Here is a 14,194-nt window from a genome sequence, read left to right on the forward strand (position 1 = left end):
CCCGTGACCGGCAGATCCACTTGACGGGAGGGACGCAACAGAAATCCATAGGGATCGGCCCTAGGCAGGTGGCAGCGATGCGAGCTGATGGGACGATTGCCGTTCATGGCGCACTCAAGCCCACAGCCTGCACTCTTCCTTCAAAAGGTAGCCCTTCTAAAAGCCTTGCATTGCGTCATCCGTGCCGGGAGGGGACGGTCAGGCCAGTTACCGTTTCTTGCAGCTCCCACGAACAGCATCCGCGGCGGCCGAGGCGCCTGTACCTTGAGGGCCACACAGCCTTTGGCTTGACCATGTTTGACATCTGCGTCCGGAGGATCAGAGGGTACGAGCACGAGTACGACGTCTTCCCGGGTGCCAGCAATGCAGCGGCAAAGACGTCTGAACTGTCAAGACAATGCCTTGGTGCGGGTGGACGATGCGAGGAATAGTCAGTGACGTGGTAGTCGGCATCCCATAAGCACTCATGTCTGCCTGCCCTCGAATGCATCGGAATACATGCAATTGACTGATTTTTGCTGTTCACATGTCCGATTTCACGCCGCACATGTCTGCCATTCAAGCACAGAAGGCGTCGCACTCTCGGCATGAGCACAGAATTAGCAAAGCCGCTCCAGGGAATAATCTCACTACAGCAACAAGCCATCCAGCTACGGTGACCAATGCCGCTGTCAAGCAGACGTGCTGCGGCACGAAGCGCCAACCTTGTGAAGGCAAAGAACCTTATCGATCAGGCGATCGAATAAGACGGCAAATGTCGATCGGCGCCAGCAACTGGCTTCAGGAGTTAGAATAACAGATCCGAAGACCGGCTGGTTCAGCCAGACCCGCCCGGAAATGCCTTGGAAGAACCCACGTTAAACCTTCCCGAACTGTCTCAGCCGTGATGAATGGTCACTGTTTTCACCCGGGTGAACCCGTAGAGTGCTTCGAAGCCTTTTTCGCGGCCGTGACCAGACTTGCCGATACCCCCGAACGGCAGTTCGACACCCCCACCTGCGCCATAGTTGTTGATGAACACCTGACCGCAGTGCAGCTTTCCCGCCATCCGCATCTGGCGCGCGCCATCGAGGGTCCAGACGCCGGCAACCAGCCCGTAGTCGGTGCCATTGGCAATCGCCACGGCTTCTGCTTCGTCCTCGAAGGCAGTCAGCACCTGAACAGGGCCAAAAATTTCCTGCTGGGCCAGTTCATGGTCAGGCGGCACTTCCGAGAACAGGGTGGGCAGCACATAGTTACCTTGGGGCGATGCATCCGGGTGCATGCGGCCTTGAGCTGCAATAGTCAGTTCTCGGCGCCCCAGATCGATGAAGCTCTGCACGAGCTGCTGCTGCTTGCGCGACACAAGGGGGCCTAAATCGCAGCTGTCACGCGCGGGCCCGACAACAAGTGCCTCGTATCTTTCGATCATCCGGCGCCGGACCTCGTCATAAACGCCTCGCTGAACCAGCACGCGCGAAGCCGCAGAACAGGTCTGGCCGGCGTTCTGCATGCAGGCTCCCACCAGCACGGGCAGCGCATGGTCCAGATCCGCATCGTCAAAAACGATATGAGGAGATTTTCCGCCCAGTTCCAGCGTGACGGGAACGACATTGCGTGCTGCGGCTTCTTGAATGCGTATTCCTGTTCCGACCGAGCCGGTAAAGGACAGGTGGTGGACGCCGGCATGTCCCGACAGCGCCGCGCCCACATCGGCACCCAATCCCGTGACAACATTCAGCGCGCCTGGTGGCAATCCCGCCTCGGCCGCGATCGCAGCGAAGACCAGCGATGAAAGGGAGGCATCTTCGGCCGGTTTCAGAACCACCGTGTTGCCTGTGGCCAACGCAGCCGCGACCGCGCGGCCCAGAATCTGCATCGGATAATTCCATGGAATGATGATCCCGCAAACCCCATGCGGCTCGCGCAGGGTGTAGGCGGTAAAGCCTTTCTGATAAGGAATTGTGGTCCCCATCAGCTTGTCCGCGGCCCCAGCATAGAATTCGAGATAGCGAGCCAGCGCGGCAGAATCCCGGCGCGACTGATCCAAGGGCTTGCCGACATCCAGCGTCTCGATCATCGCCAAGTCCTCGGCCCGTTCCAAGGTCAATGCGGACATGCGCATCAGGATGCGCCCGCGTTCTGTGGCCGTCATGTTTCCCCAATCCCCCTGCAGCGCGCCACTGGCAGCTTGGACGGCAGAATCGACATCTGCGGGGGTGCCGCGACCGATATGCCCAATGACCTGCCCGCTCGAGGGATCTTCAATCGCGATGGTGCCGCCTCCCACCGGGACAATCCATTCGCCGTTGACGAAGATCCTGGTGCTGTCGATGCGTGTCAGTTGGTCAACTGTCATGGCTGATCCTGTGAGCAAGGGTGAAATCGCCACGACCACGGCGCGAAAGAGCGCCCTTGAGGCTTGTGGGCAATGGCCTCCGGGGCGAAGCTGTTCCGGAAGCGCAGCCTACAGGATGCGCCCGCAGGAACGGGAGAGACGGATGAGCAGGATGAAGGTTGGAATGGTGGGTGTGGGCCTGATGGGCCATGGCATTGCCCGGAACGTGGTGTCCAAGGGCTGGCCGCTGGCCTTTCTGGATCATCCCGGCAACCAGCCTATCGATGATCTTCTGGCTCTTGGCGCCGTGCGGATCGCCGACCGGGCGCAACTGGCCGCAGACAGCGAGGTGATCATTCTGTGCGTGTCCGGCTCTCCGCAGGTCGAGGCGGTGCTGCAGGGCGACGACGGCCTGCTGTCCCGCATGAGGCCGGGCACCGTGGTCATCGACTGCTCGACAGCCATTCCCAGCTCGACCGCGCGGCTGGCACGGTTGACGCAGGAAGTCGGCGGGCAGTTCATGGACGCCGCGATGACGCGCACGCCTGTCGAGGCCGAGCAGGGCCGGCTGAACCTGCTGGTCGGTGCCGACGACGGCCTGTTCGCGCGGATGACCCCCCTGTTGCAGGCGTTTTCCGAAAACATCTTCCATGCCGGCGATGTCGGCGCGGGCCACACGCTGAAGCTTCTGCACAACTATGTCTCGATTGGCTGCGCGACGCTGATCAGCGAAGCGGCCGCCTGCGCGCGCAAGAGCGGCATATCGGACGCCGTCTTCACTGATGCCCTGGCCAAGGGCGGCGGGTATGGCGCAGCACTGGACCGAATCGCCCCCTTTCTGCTGGAGGGTGACACTTCCGGGATGAAGTTTTCGGTCGCCAATGCAGCCAAGGACCTGGCCTATTACCTGCGCCTGTCGCAGGACGTGGCCGCCGCCCACCAGGCGGCCCAAGGGATTGATGCAGCTCTCCGATCGCTGGCCAACGAAGGGTTCGGCGACAGCTATCTTTCCGAAGCTGCGGCGTCGTTCGGCGCGCAGTCCGCTCATCGCGGCACCGGCTGAGCCTAGGAACATCACACTGCCGCGAAGGGCCAGGGACGGCGTGCAGGCGCAATCCTCTCCCAGGCCCGCGCAGCACGCAGCACGCCCAGGTCGTCGAACCGACGCCCCGCGATCTGCAGCCCGATGGGCACCCCCGCAGCATCATGGCCGCAATGCACGGAAATGGCGGGCTGTTCGCTGATGTTGTATGGTGCGGTGAACCCGATATGGGTCATTGCCCTGTTCACGTCGTTGTCGGCCGGATAGGCCCATTCCGCCGGAAAGCTGACATTTGGGGAAACCGGCGACAGCATCAGGTCCAGATGCGCCGTCGCGGCAACGGTGCGGCGACGAATCTCGACCGTGGCGGCGTAGCTGCGGTAAAGGTCCTCACCCGACTTGCCCAGTCCGGATTCAGCCCATTCCCGAATGATCGGAAGCAGCGCCGCACGCTGTTGCGGGTCCAGCGCCTGGACATCCAGCCCGGCACGCGTGCGCCAGAAGTCGTCCAGCCCCTGAAGGAGGTTCGGCGTCATCCAAGGCTCCAAGGTCTCGATCACCGCTCCTGCCTGTGCGAACAGCCGTGCAGCGGCGGAAACCGCCTCCAGCACCTGCGGGTCGACCGGCATGCCGCAGCCTGCATCCAGTTGCAGCCCGACGCGCAACCCTGCCAGGTCGTGATCCAGATCCAGCCAGTCGATATCCTGCGGCGGCAAGGACATGTGGTCGCGGCTGTCGGGCTGCGACAGCACCGCCATGGCCATGGCGGCATCAGCGACGGTGCGGGTCATCGGGCCCGCGGCACGACCCATGAAGGGCGGATCGATCGGCACCCGCCCCAGGCTGGGTTTCATTCCCACCAGCCCGCACCACGCCGAGGGCAGCCTGACCGAACCACCGATATCGGTGCCCAGATGAATGGGTCCATAGCCGGCGGCCCCCGCCACCCCTGCCCCCGCGCTGGAACCGCCAGGGTTCATCGCGGTGTTCCACGGATTGCGCGCCAGCGCGTGAAAGCTGGACAGCCCCGAGGACAGCATGCCGAAATCAGGCATTGTCGTCCGCCCCAGAAAAACCGCCCCCGCCGCACGCATGCGGGCTGCAGGCGGGGCGTCCTCCGTGCGCGGTGTCATGTCGCTGACCTTGGTGCCCAAGGGCATGGGCACACCTCGGGTCGCGATATTCTCCTTGATGGTGATCGGCACGCCGTCCATTGACACGCCGTTGGTGACGATCTGCGCACCCTGCCGCCAGCGGGCCTCGGATTGACGTGCCGCATCCATTGCCGTGTCGTGATCCACCGTCCACATGCCCTTCAGCCGAGGCTCGCGGCGGTCGATCTGAGCCAGCACGTCGTGGGTGACCTCGACCGGGGACAGCGTGCCCTTGGCAAAGGCTTCGATCATCTGGACAGCGGTCAGTTCGTTCAATGCGGTCATGGGTCGTGCTTCCACTAGTTTGCAGGGCGAGGCATCAGGTGATCCGCGTCAGCAGCCCCGCTGCCAGACGCGCGCGTTCGGTCAGGCTGGCAACCTCGATATGCTCGTTCAGCGTGTGCAGACCTTTTCCCCGCACACCGATCGAGTCCAGCGTCGGGACGCCCATCGCGCCGGTGAAGTTACCGTCCGAGCCCCCGCCCGCACTGCCGGCCGCCAAGTCAAAGCCGATCTGCGCCGACAGGTCGCGCGCCAGGTCATACAGGGCCATCGTTCCGGCCTGCGGTTCCCAGACCGGACGCGTGACGCCGCGCGTCACGGTGAAATCCGTTCCGTTCTCGTGGCCCTGCAATGCCAGCATTGCGGCAACGCCCCGATCCAGATCTTCCTGTGTCTTGGCCATGCTGAGCACCTCGGCACGACAGGTCGAGGATACGCAGTTGACCCATTGACCCGCATGGATGACACCGACCGAGAATGTGCAGTCCTCGGTGGTCATCGCCTCGATCTGCAGAATACGGCGCGCCATGGCGGCAATGGCCGAACGCCCGTCCTTCAGCGCCCAGCCCGCATGGCTGGGCCGCCCTTCGGTCAGCAGGTCAAAGCGCGCGATCGCATAGCGTCCGATCACCGCGCCGCCGTCGGGGGATGCGGGTTCGGGCACCAGAACTGCACGCTGCCCCCGGGCCGCATCCTCGATCAGGCCGCGGGTGGCGGGCGTGCCGACCTCCTCGTCAGGGGTGAAGAGGAACGTCACCGGCAGCGGCGTGGTCAGTCCTGCCCGCAGGATCTGGCGCATGGCCTCCAGAAAGACATAGTTGCCGCCCTTCATGTCCATGATGCCGGGGCCATAGGCCAGTCCGTCTTCGACGCGGAACGGCAGCGTCTCCAACGTTCCGACGGGATGAACCGTATCCATATGCCCAGACACCAAGATGCCCGGCCTGCCCTGATCGGCATGGGGAAAAGTCGCCCGGATCGACGTCCCGAAGCCCTTGGTGCCGGGGATTGTCTCAACGGTGGCCCCAAGGGCCGACAGGTCGCGGGCGGCCAAGTCCATCATGCGGCTGACGGCAGCGGCATCCCAGGTGGGGCTTTCGCATTCAACCCAAGGGCGCAAGCCCGCCAGCATTTGATCGGCGTCGAAGGGAAGGTTCAGCGCGCTCATGCCGCCACCGGCAGGCGGCGTTCGATCAGCCGCGCATAGATCGAGGCGCCGGTGGGCAGGATGCCCTCGTCCAGCACGAAGCCCGGATTGTGAAGCGGAACCGTGCCCCCGTGGCCCAGGTTGCCATAAGCACCCGGCACGATCTGCAGCATGTCGGCAAAATCCTCGGACCCGGTGAAAGGCTGCGAGTCGTCGCTGACCTGATCGGCGCCCAGGATGTCGGCAGCCGCCTGGGTCCAAGCGTCCGACAGGTCATGGTCGTTCACCAGAACGTCGAAGATTTCGCGGAATTCGCAGGTGACGGACAGGTCGAATGCCTGCGCGGCCCCGTCGCAGATGGCGCGCATGCGGGCTTGCATCAGGTCGCGCACCTCAGGCTTGAAGAAGCGGATCGTGCCGGCCAGAACGGCAGTCTCGGGAACGACGTTGTATGCACTGCCCGCATGGATCTGGGTCACCGACAGCACCGCCTGATCCAGCGGCGCCACGTTGCGGCCCAGGATCGTCTGGAACTGCCCCACCAGCCCCGACGCGGTGACCAGCGGATCGCGCGACTGCTGAGGCATGGCCGCATGGCTGCCCTTGCCCGTCACGGTGATGTCAAAGAACGACGCCCCCGCCATGGCCGGTCCCTTGCACAGCGTCGCCCGCCCCGCCTCGCCCGTGGGCTGGTTGTGCATGCCGTAAACCTCGTCCACCGGAAAGCGTCGGAACAGACCGTCCGCGATCATCGCGCGCGCGCCGCCCAGACCCTCTTCGGCAGGTTGGAAAATGAAGACGGCGGTGCCGTCGAAGTTGCGGCTGGCGGCCAGGTATTTCGCCGCCCCCAGCAGCATGGTGGTGTGGCCGTCATGGCCGCAGGCATGCATCGTTCCAGGCCGGGTCGAGGCGTGGGAGAGGCCCGTGGCCTCAAGGATCGGCAGCGCGTCCATGTCGGCGCGCAGGCCCACGCGCCGATTGCCTTGGCCGCGGCCTTTCAGGATGCCCACCACACCGGTCTTGCCGACCCCTTCGTGCACTTCGTCCAGTCCCCATTCGCGCAGACGTGCCGCAACGATCCCGGCGGTGCGGACTTCTTCCATTCCGATCTCCGGGTTGGCGTGCAGGTCGCGGAAAATCGCCGTCAATTCAGGGGTGGCGGCGTCGATTTCAGGAAGGTTCGGCATGGGGCACGTCTCGCATCTCTTGGAAGTTCTGGAAATCCCAGGATCGGCCGGGGGCGGCATCGATCAGGGCGCGGGTATAGGCATGGGCAGGAGCCGCCAGCACCTCGGCGGCGGGACCATGTTCGACCACGGCGCCGCGGCTCATCACGATCACCTCGTCGCAGATCTGGGCCGCCACGCGCAGGTCATGGGTGATGAAGACAATCGCGATGCCCAGGTCACGCTGCAACTGGTCCAACAGGTCCAGAACCTGCGCCTGAACCGATACATCCAGCGCGGACACGGCTTCGTCGGCCACCAGAACGTCCGGGCGCATCATCACCGCCCGCGCAATGGCGATACGCTGGCGCTGTCCGCCCGAAAACTGGTGCGGATAGCGTGCAAGGGCATCCTGCGGCAGGCCCACGACACCCATCAGGCGGGCGGCTTCGGCCAGTGCCTCGCGGCGTGCGGTGCCATAGTTCAGCGGCCCCTCGATCAGGCTATCGGCAATGGTCCAGCGCGGGTTCAATGATCGCATGGGATCCTGGAACACCACCTGCAGCCTTTGCCGGTGCGGCCGTAGGGCGCTGCGGGAAAGGGTCGCGATATCCGCGTCGTCCAGCATGATCTGCCCCGAGGTCGGGTCGATCAGCCGCATGATGCAACGTGCGACGGTGGACTTGCCCGAGCCGGATTCGCCCACGATCCCCAATGTCCGGCCGCGCGTCAGCGAAAAGCTGACATCCTTGGCAGCATGGGCCTGGGGCAGCTTCTTCAAGAAGCCACCGCCGCCATAAACCTTGTTCAGCTTCTCGACCCGCAGGACGGCCTCGGTGCCGTGCGGGCGCGCAGGACGCGGCGACAGGCTGGGTACGGCAGCCAGCAGCTTGCGGGTGTAATCAGCCTGCGGCGCGCGCAACAGCGTTTCGACCGCACCATGCTCGACGATCTCGCCCTGCTTCATCACGTAAACGGTATCGGCGATTTCGGCGACGACGCCCATGTCATGCGTGATGAACAGAACGGCGGTGCCGTGCTTTTGCTGCAACTCGTCGATCAGGGCCAGGATCTGCTTTTGCGTCGTCACGTCCAGCGCCGTCGTGGGCTCGTCCGCGATCAGCAGCACCGGCTGCAGCACCAGCGCCATGGCGATCATGATCCGCTGGCGCTGCCCGCCCGACAGCTGGTGGGGATAGGACCGGAAGATGCGTTCGACATCGGGCAGATGCACCTGTTCCATGATTGCCACGGCGCGCCTGCGGCGTTCGGCAACGGGAAGGCCCGTGTGCAGTTCCATCACCTCCATGATCTGATCACCGACGCGCAGGACCGGGTTCAGCGCGGTCATAGGCTCCTGAAAGATCATGGCCACGCGGGCCGCGCGCAGTTCGCGCATCTGCGTCTGGCTCAGCGGCAGCAGGTCGCGGCCCTGCAGCCGGATCGTCCCGCCCACCACCTTGAGGGCTTGTGGCAGCAGCCCCATGATCGCCAAAGAGGTGACGGATTTCCCGGACCCGGATTCGCCCACCAGGCAGACTGTCTCGGACGCCCTGATCGTCACGTCGATGGACTTCAGGACCTGCAGGTTGCCCGGCGTTTCGGGCAGGCTGACGGTCAGGTCCCGCGCCTGCAGCACCACGTCCGCGTTGTCGAAATTGCGTGTCTTGAACAGCATGGCCCTACCCTGCCCGTTTCTTCAGCCGCGGGTCCAGCATGTCGCGCGCCGCGTCGCCCAGAAGATTGATCGACAGGATGCACAGCGACAGCGCGATCCCCGGATAAAGGATCAGCTCCGGCTTGATGCGGAAGAACAGACGACCTTCGGCCATGATGTTGCCCCATGTCGGGGTTTCCGTGCTGACGCCCGCGCCCAGAAAGGACAGGATCGCCTCGGTCAGGATGGCGGAGGCCAGGATATAGGTTCCTTGCACGATCAGCGGGGCCAGGGTGTTCGGGACCAGATGCCGCGTCAGGATCTTGTGCATCGGGGTGCCAAGGGCGATGGCGGCCTCGACATAAGGTTCCTCGCGCGCCGACAGGACGACCGCACGCACAAGGCGCACGACGCGGGGGATCTCGGGGATGGTGATCGCCGCGATGACCGAGCCGACCGAGGGGCCGTTCAGGGCCACCAGCGCGATGGCCAGCAGGATCGAGGGAATCGCCATCAGGGCATCCATCATCCGCATGATGATGGCGTCCGCCGTGCGGAAGAAACCTGCAACCATCCCGATCACCAGCCCCAGAAGGACCGACACGACAGCCGTTGCGATGCCGATGATCAGGGACAGCTGTCCGCCGATCAGCACGCGGCTGAAGATGTCGCGGCCGAAATTATCGGTACCCAGCGGATGGCCCTCGATCGGGCTCTTGAGGCGGGCCATCGGGTTCATGGTCAGCGGATCATGCGGGGCGATCCACTGCGCCAGCAGGGTCAGAAGCACGATGATCGCCAGGACAACGGCGGCCGTTTTGGCGCCAAGGCCGAATTGCGGCAGCCTCAGTGCGCGCAGGACCGGCTGCATCGCCGATGCGGGCGGGGGGATCTGTGTCATCAGTACCGGATCCTCGGGTCAAAGAAGCTGTAGCTGAGGTCGATCAGCAGGTTCACCAGCACGTAAAGAAAGCTGGTCAGCAGGATCATTGCCTGAATGACCGGATAATCGCGCGCCAGGATCGCATCCACGGTCAGGCGACCGACCCCGGGAATGTTGAAGACGGTTTCCGTCACCACTACGCCGCCGATCAGCAGCGCGAAGCCGGACCCGATCACTGTCAGGATGGGGACAGCGGCGTTCTTCAGCGCGTGGCGGAACAGGACGGTACGTTCGGGGGCACCCTTGGCGCGGGCGGTGCGGATGTAGTCCTCGCCCAACACTTCCAGCATGTTGGCCCGCGTCATCCGCGCAATCAGCGCGATATAGATCGTGCTGAGCGTCAGTGCCGGCAGAAAGGCATTCGACAGGAACGCGCCCAGACCTGCTCCGACCGGCGTATAACCCTGCACCGGGAACCAGCCCAGTTGCAGCGAAAAGATCAGGATGAAGATATAGCCGATGACGAAGACCGGCACAGAAAATCCAAGGACCGAAAAGGTCATTACCGCATAGTCGGCGGCGCTGCGGTGCTTCCAGGCAGCCAGGACGCCCATCGGCACGGCCATGACCACGGACATGATGATGGTCAGGATCGCGATGGAAAACGTCGGTCCGATCCGATCAGCGACCATCGCCGAGACCGGCGTGTTCGAGATCAGCGAAACCCCCAGATCGCCCTGCAGCAGACGCCCCACCCATGTCACGAACTGCACGTGCAACGGCTGGTTCAGGCCCATCGCTTCGCGGATGCGCTCCAGCTGGGCAGGCGTGGCCATGTCGCCGGCGATGATGGCGGCCGGATCGCCCGGCGTCAGCCGCAGCAGCAGAAAGACGAAGATGGCGACCAGCAGCATCACCGGAATGACGGCAAGGCAGCGCCGCAGGATATACCCCAGCATCAGGTTCCTCCGATCGGGCGAGGTTGGAGGCGGATGCGTGTCCGCCCCCGTCGGATCACTCGGTCTTCTGCAGGCCCCAGAAGACCGGGACCGGCGAGTTGATCATCCCGGTGATCGTGGTGCGGCGTGCCTGCGGCAGGGTGTATTGCCCCAGCGGGATCAGCAGGCCGTTCTCCAGCGCATGGGTCTGGATCTTTTCGGCGACCGCGGCCTGAGCTTCCGGCGTCCCGGCATCGATGAACTCTTCCTTTAGGCTCTCGATCGTCTCGTCGGTGGGCCAACCGAACCAGGCGTCGCTGCCCCGTCCGTTCAACATCGGGTTCGAGATCGGGTTCGAGATTTCAGGCACCATCCAGTTGGTGATGAAGATGTTCCATCCGCCTTGGGCCGGGGCAGCCTGGCTGGCGCGCCGCGTGACCAAGGTCTGCCAGTCCATCGGTTGCAGCTCCACCTCGAAGCCGGCTTCGCGCAGCATCTGGGACACGACCACGGGCTGCGTTGCCAGCGCCACCATGTCCGTCGGCGCCATCAGCACGACAGGGGTGCCGTCATAGCCTGCTTCCTCCAGCAACGCCCGCGCCTCGTCGGCGCCACCGCCCTGGGTCAGGGTTTCGGTCTGCGCCTCACTTTCCAGCGGCGTGCCACAGCCCAAAATCGCACCGCAAACCTGATAGTACTCCGGGTTTCCGACCATGGCCGCCAGCACGGGTTCCTGCTGGATCGCCTTCAGCGCCGCCTGACGGACCTGCGGATCGTCAAAGGGCGGATGCAGGAAGTTCATGCGCGTCATGGTCTGCATGCCAGTCGGTTCGCGCGTTTCCACAACGATGTTCGGATCACCTTCCAGCAGGGGGATCAGATCGACCTGCATCGCCTCGATATAGTCGATCTCACCGCCGGCAAGGGCATTCACGGCCGTCTGGACGTCGGGCATGTTGACCCATTCGACCCGGTCCACGTTGACCACCTTGCCCCCGGCCATCCAGTCGGCAGGCTCTTCGCGCGGGACATATTCGTCGAACTTCTCGTAAACGACCATCAGGCCGGGCTGAAACTCCGATTCGACAAACCGGAAGGGGCCGGATCCGACATATTCCGTGATCGCCTCGTCCGGAGAGGTTTCTGCCACACGGGCGGGCATGATGAAGGGCGGCAGGGCCGACTGCTTGGACAGCACGTCCAGCATCGGCACGAACGGCTCGGTCAGCGTCCAGGTGATGGTCTTGTCATCGGTCGCCTCGAGGCTGGCGGTGCGGTCCATGATGACTTGTCCACCCGCGTCCTTCTGCGCCCACCGGTTCAACGACGCCACGGCATCGGCGGCCGTCACGGGCGCGCCGTCGTGGAAGGTCAGTCCGTCGCGCAAGGTAAAGGTATAGGTCAGCTGATCGTCAGACACCGTCCAGTCGGCCATCTGCGGCTGCGGCTGGAAATCGCTGTTTTGCGCGATCAGCACGTCATAGATCATGTAGGCGTGGTTGCGCGTGATGTGGGCGGTGGTGATCACCGGGTCCAGCACGCGCAGGCCGGAATGCATCACGGCCTTGATGGTGGTTTCTGCCCAGGCCGTGCCGGTCAGCATGGTCGAGGCCAGAAGTGTGGCGGTCAATCGGTTGAACATGATGTCCTCTCTGTTGAACGGGTCCGCTGGCTGATCTTGGCGTCAGCCTTGCGCGGGGGGCGTGAACGCCCGGCCGCCGGGTTCCAGCCGGATGCCGGGATGCAGATTTCGAAACGGCAGGCTGGCCGGGCTGATCGGCATGGGGCCAGGTGCCGCGCAGGTCAGGACCGCCGCCGCGATGGGGGCGAAGTCGGCGCGGAAGTGGTTCGAGCTTTTGACGACCAGGACGGCTTCGTCCTCGGGCACGATGCCAAGGAAACGGAACATTTCGCGGTCCGCCATCTGCGCCTTTTCCGACGATACCGCGATGCGAACCCCGCCGATTTGCAGGCAGGCACAAAGGCCCAGTTGCAGATGGGCACCGCCGTAATAAGGCCCGGTGGCGTGGCAGCGCCCATCCGACAACCGTTCGACCGTGAACCGGGCTGTGAACGGTACGTCACCCGGGGTTCCGGATCTGCCGCCCAAGGAAAGATCGAGCGCGGCGCCTTCTCCCGCAGCATGGGCTGCGGCTGCGGCCTCTGGATCGGCGATCAGGCCGATGGCCGCATTCTTGGCATCGGCCTCGACCAGAGCGCGCAACATCCCGGTGGTGTCGGAATTGCCGCCTGCGCCGGGGTTGTCCTGTGTGTCGGCAAGGATCACCGGGCTGTTGGCCGTGGCAGCCAGTCGTCTTGCCTCGGCCACGCCGGCTTGCGGGGAATATGACTGCCCCTGAAACGCGGGTTCCGCATCGCGAACGGCCTGCGCGATGCGCTCCGCCACCGCATCGGCCTTGTTCTGGCTGTCGGCATAGGTGAGGACCGATGGCCTGCAATCGGCAAAATCAGCAGCCGGAAACCCCATGAAGAACGAGACACAGGCACTCTCGGCATCGGCGGCGGCCACCAGATCATACAGCCCTGCCGCGGGCTGTGCCGTGGTGGCCTGCCACGCGATGGGGATCAGGAAATCGAGCTGTCGAAAGGCCTTGAAATTGGCCGCCCCCGTCATCAGCCGGCCCAGTTCCGCTGCGGCGCGCTGTCCGGTTTCCGCCATGTCGACATGCGGATAGGTTCTGAACCCCACCAGCCTGTCGGCATGGGCGACCATGTCCCGGCTGATATTTCCGTGCAGGTCCAAGGCCACCACGACGGGCACGGAAGGGCCGACGACGGCGCGCACGCGTGCCAGCAGCGCCCCTTCGCCATCCGGTGCGCCCTCGGCGACCATTGCCCCATGCAGGTCCAGAAAGACCCCGTCAAGCGGACCCGCGCGCTGCAGTTGTTCTACGATCTCATCTGTGATCGCGTGATAACATTCAGCGGTCACAGGAGCGGATGGCACCGCGCCTGCCCACAGCAACGGCACCATCTGCCAGCCCCGCTGCTCGGCATGGATGATGGCGCCCGCCACCGGCAAATTGACATCGCGGGCCCGCAACAGGATCTGATCCCCCCTGCTGAGGGGCAGATAGCCGCCCCCCTGCTCGAAGGCGGCCATGTCGGCGGCGCTTGGGGCAAAGGAATTGCTCTCGTGAACAAACCCCGCAAGTGCGACGCGCGGTGAGATCTTGTCTGGCCCAGAATTCAGCAATGTATTGTCATCCGATACAGTTGCATTGCATGCTGAGTGTATGAGGGGCCTTTGAAAGATGTCAACGCCGGAGACAACCGCAATGCATGAAAGACAAGATCCAGACGGTGCTCCGACTGCTGACCCGCTGTTCACCCAGTCACTTGCCCGCGGAATGAGCGTTCTGAGGGCATTCAATGACGCTGACGGAGCCCTGACACTGACGCAGATTGCCACGCGCACCGGGCTGACGCGCAGCGCCACACAGCGCCTTGTCCATACCATGCGCAAACTGGGTTATCTGACCTTGGCCGAAGACGGACGCGGTTTTCGGCTGGATCTGGCCATACTTGATCTGACCCACGATTACCTGCGCCTGAACCCGCTGGCGCGGCGCACCAGCGGGTTCAGG

The 14,194-nt window shown here is 64.1% G+C and carries 11 protein-coding genes; 2 read left to right on the forward strand and 9 right to left on the reverse strand.

The genetic code is table 11. The annotated features are described in order from the left end of the window. Window positions 1-877: 877 nt before the first annotated feature. Window positions 878-2,338: an aldehyde dehydrogenase family protein gene (locus ACLHHB_RS04175; RefSeq protein WP_410217028.1), complete on the reverse strand. Its 1,461-nt coding sequence runs from the start codon at window positions 2,336-2,338 to the stop codon at window positions 878-880. A 115-nt stretch (window positions 2,339-2,453) separates the two neighbouring features. On the opposite strand from ACLHHB_RS04175, the gene ACLHHB_RS04180 reads away from it, so the two are divergent. Then, window positions 2,454-3,380 (forward strand): NAD(P)-dependent oxidoreductase, encoded by a 927-nt coding sequence (locus tag ACLHHB_RS04180; protein ID WP_410217029.1) that lies wholly within the window; start codon window positions 2,454-2,456, stop codon window positions 3,378-3,380. An 11-nt stretch (window positions 3,381-3,391) separates the two neighbouring features. Here the strand turns inward: ACLHHB_RS04180 and ACLHHB_RS04185 are convergent, their stop codons facing one another. The 8 genes from ACLHHB_RS04185 to ACLHHB_RS04220 are packed head-to-tail and all read right to left on the reverse strand — an operon-like array spanning window position 3,392 to window position 13,803. Continuing rightward, on the reverse strand, window positions 3,392-4,798 hold the full coding sequence (locus ACLHHB_RS04185) for an amidase (RefSeq protein WP_410217030.1): 1,407 nt from the start codon (window positions 4,796-4,798) through the stop codon (window positions 3,392-3,394). 34 nt (window positions 4,799-4,832) lie between these two features. Next, the gene (locus tag ACLHHB_RS04190) at window positions 4,833-5,963 is read right to left on the reverse strand and encodes a M20/M25/M40 family metallo-hydrolase (protein ID WP_410217031.1); all 1,131 of its coding nucleotides are present in this window, start codon (window positions 5,961-5,963) and stop codon (window positions 4,833-4,835) included. Then, the gene (locus ACLHHB_RS04195; RefSeq protein WP_410217032.1) at window positions 5,960-7,129 is read right to left on the reverse strand and encodes a M20 aminoacylase family protein; all 1,170 of its coding nucleotides are present in this window, start codon (window positions 7,127-7,129) and stop codon (window positions 5,960-5,962) included. The genes ACLHHB_RS04190 and ACLHHB_RS04195 overlap by 4 nt, the downstream gene beginning before the upstream one ends. After that, a complete protein-coding gene (locus ACLHHB_RS04200) occupies window positions 7,113-8,786 on the reverse strand; it encodes an ABC transporter ATP-binding protein (protein ID WP_410217033.1) in 1,674 nt (557 codons plus the stop codon). Before ACLHHB_RS04200 ends, ACLHHB_RS04195 begins: the two co-directional genes overlap by 17 nt. Window positions 8,787-8,790: 4 nt before the next feature. After that, window positions 8,791-9,666: an ABC transporter permease gene (locus ACLHHB_RS04205; RefSeq protein WP_410217034.1), complete on the reverse strand. Its 876-nt coding sequence runs from the start codon at window positions 9,664-9,666 to the stop codon at window positions 8,791-8,793. Then, a complete protein-coding gene (locus ACLHHB_RS04210; protein ID WP_410217035.1) occupies window positions 9,666-10,607 on the reverse strand; it encodes an ABC transporter permease in 942 nt (313 codons plus the stop codon). The genes ACLHHB_RS04205 and ACLHHB_RS04210 overlap by 1 nt, the downstream gene beginning before the upstream one ends. 55 nt (window positions 10,608-10,662) lie before the next feature. Beyond that, window positions 10,663-12,228, reverse strand: coding sequence for an ABC transporter substrate-binding protein (locus ACLHHB_RS04215; protein ID WP_410217036.1), 1,566 nt, complete (start codon window positions 12,226-12,228; stop codon window positions 10,663-10,665). 42 nt (window positions 12,229-12,270) lie between these two features. Then, window positions 12,271-13,803, reverse strand: coding sequence for a M81 family metallopeptidase (locus ACLHHB_RS04220; protein ID WP_410217037.1), 1,533 nt, complete (start codon window positions 13,801-13,803; stop codon window positions 12,271-12,273). 82 nt (window positions 13,804-13,885) lie between these two features. On the opposite strand from ACLHHB_RS04220, the gene ACLHHB_RS04225 reads away from it, so the two are divergent. Continuing rightward, the coding region (locus ACLHHB_RS04225) for a helix-turn-helix domain-containing protein (RefSeq protein ID WP_410217038.1) at window positions 13,886-14,194 on the forward strand (309 nt) is incomplete at its 3' end.

Source organism: Paracoccus sp. (in: a-proteobacteria) (assembly GCF_046462195.1).
GTDB lineage: Bacteria > Pseudomonadota > Alphaproteobacteria > Rhodobacterales > Rhodobacteraceae > Paracoccus.

Excerpts from the sequence above, each read along its gene's own strand:
- ACLHHB_RS04175 (WP_410217028.1), bottom strand. The coding sequence starts at position 2,338 with ATGACAGTTGACCAACTGACACGCATCGACAGCACCAGGATCTTCGTC.
- ACLHHB_RS04180 (WP_410217029.1), top strand. The coding sequence starts at position 2,454 with ATGCGCCCGCAGGAACGGGAGAGACGGATGAGCAGGATGAAGGTTGGA.
- ACLHHB_RS04185 (WP_410217030.1), bottom strand. The coding sequence starts at position 4,798 with ATGACCGCATTGAACGAACTGACCGCTGTCCAGATGATCGAAGCCTTT.
- ACLHHB_RS04190 (WP_410217031.1), bottom strand. The coding sequence starts at position 5,963 with ATGAGCGCGCTGAACCTTCCCTTCGACGCCGATCAAATGCTGGCGGGC.
- ACLHHB_RS04195 (WP_410217032.1), bottom strand. The coding sequence starts at position 7,129 with ATGCCGAACCTTCCTGAAATCGACGCCGCCACCCCTGAATTGACGGCG.
- ACLHHB_RS04200 (WP_410217033.1), bottom strand. The coding sequence starts at position 8,786 with ATGCTGTTCAAGACACGCAATTTCGACAACGCGGACGTGGTGCTGCAG.
- ACLHHB_RS04205 (WP_410217034.1), bottom strand. The coding sequence starts at position 9,666 with ATGACACAGATCCCCCCGCCCGCATCGGCGATGCAGCCGGTCCTGCGC.
- ACLHHB_RS04210 (WP_410217035.1), bottom strand. The coding sequence starts at position 10,607 with ATGCTGGGGTATATCCTGCGGCGCTGCCTTGCCGTCATTCCGGTGATG.
- ACLHHB_RS04215 (WP_410217036.1), bottom strand. The coding sequence starts at position 12,228 with ATGTTCAACCGATTGACCGCCACACTTCTGGCCTCGACCATGCTGACC.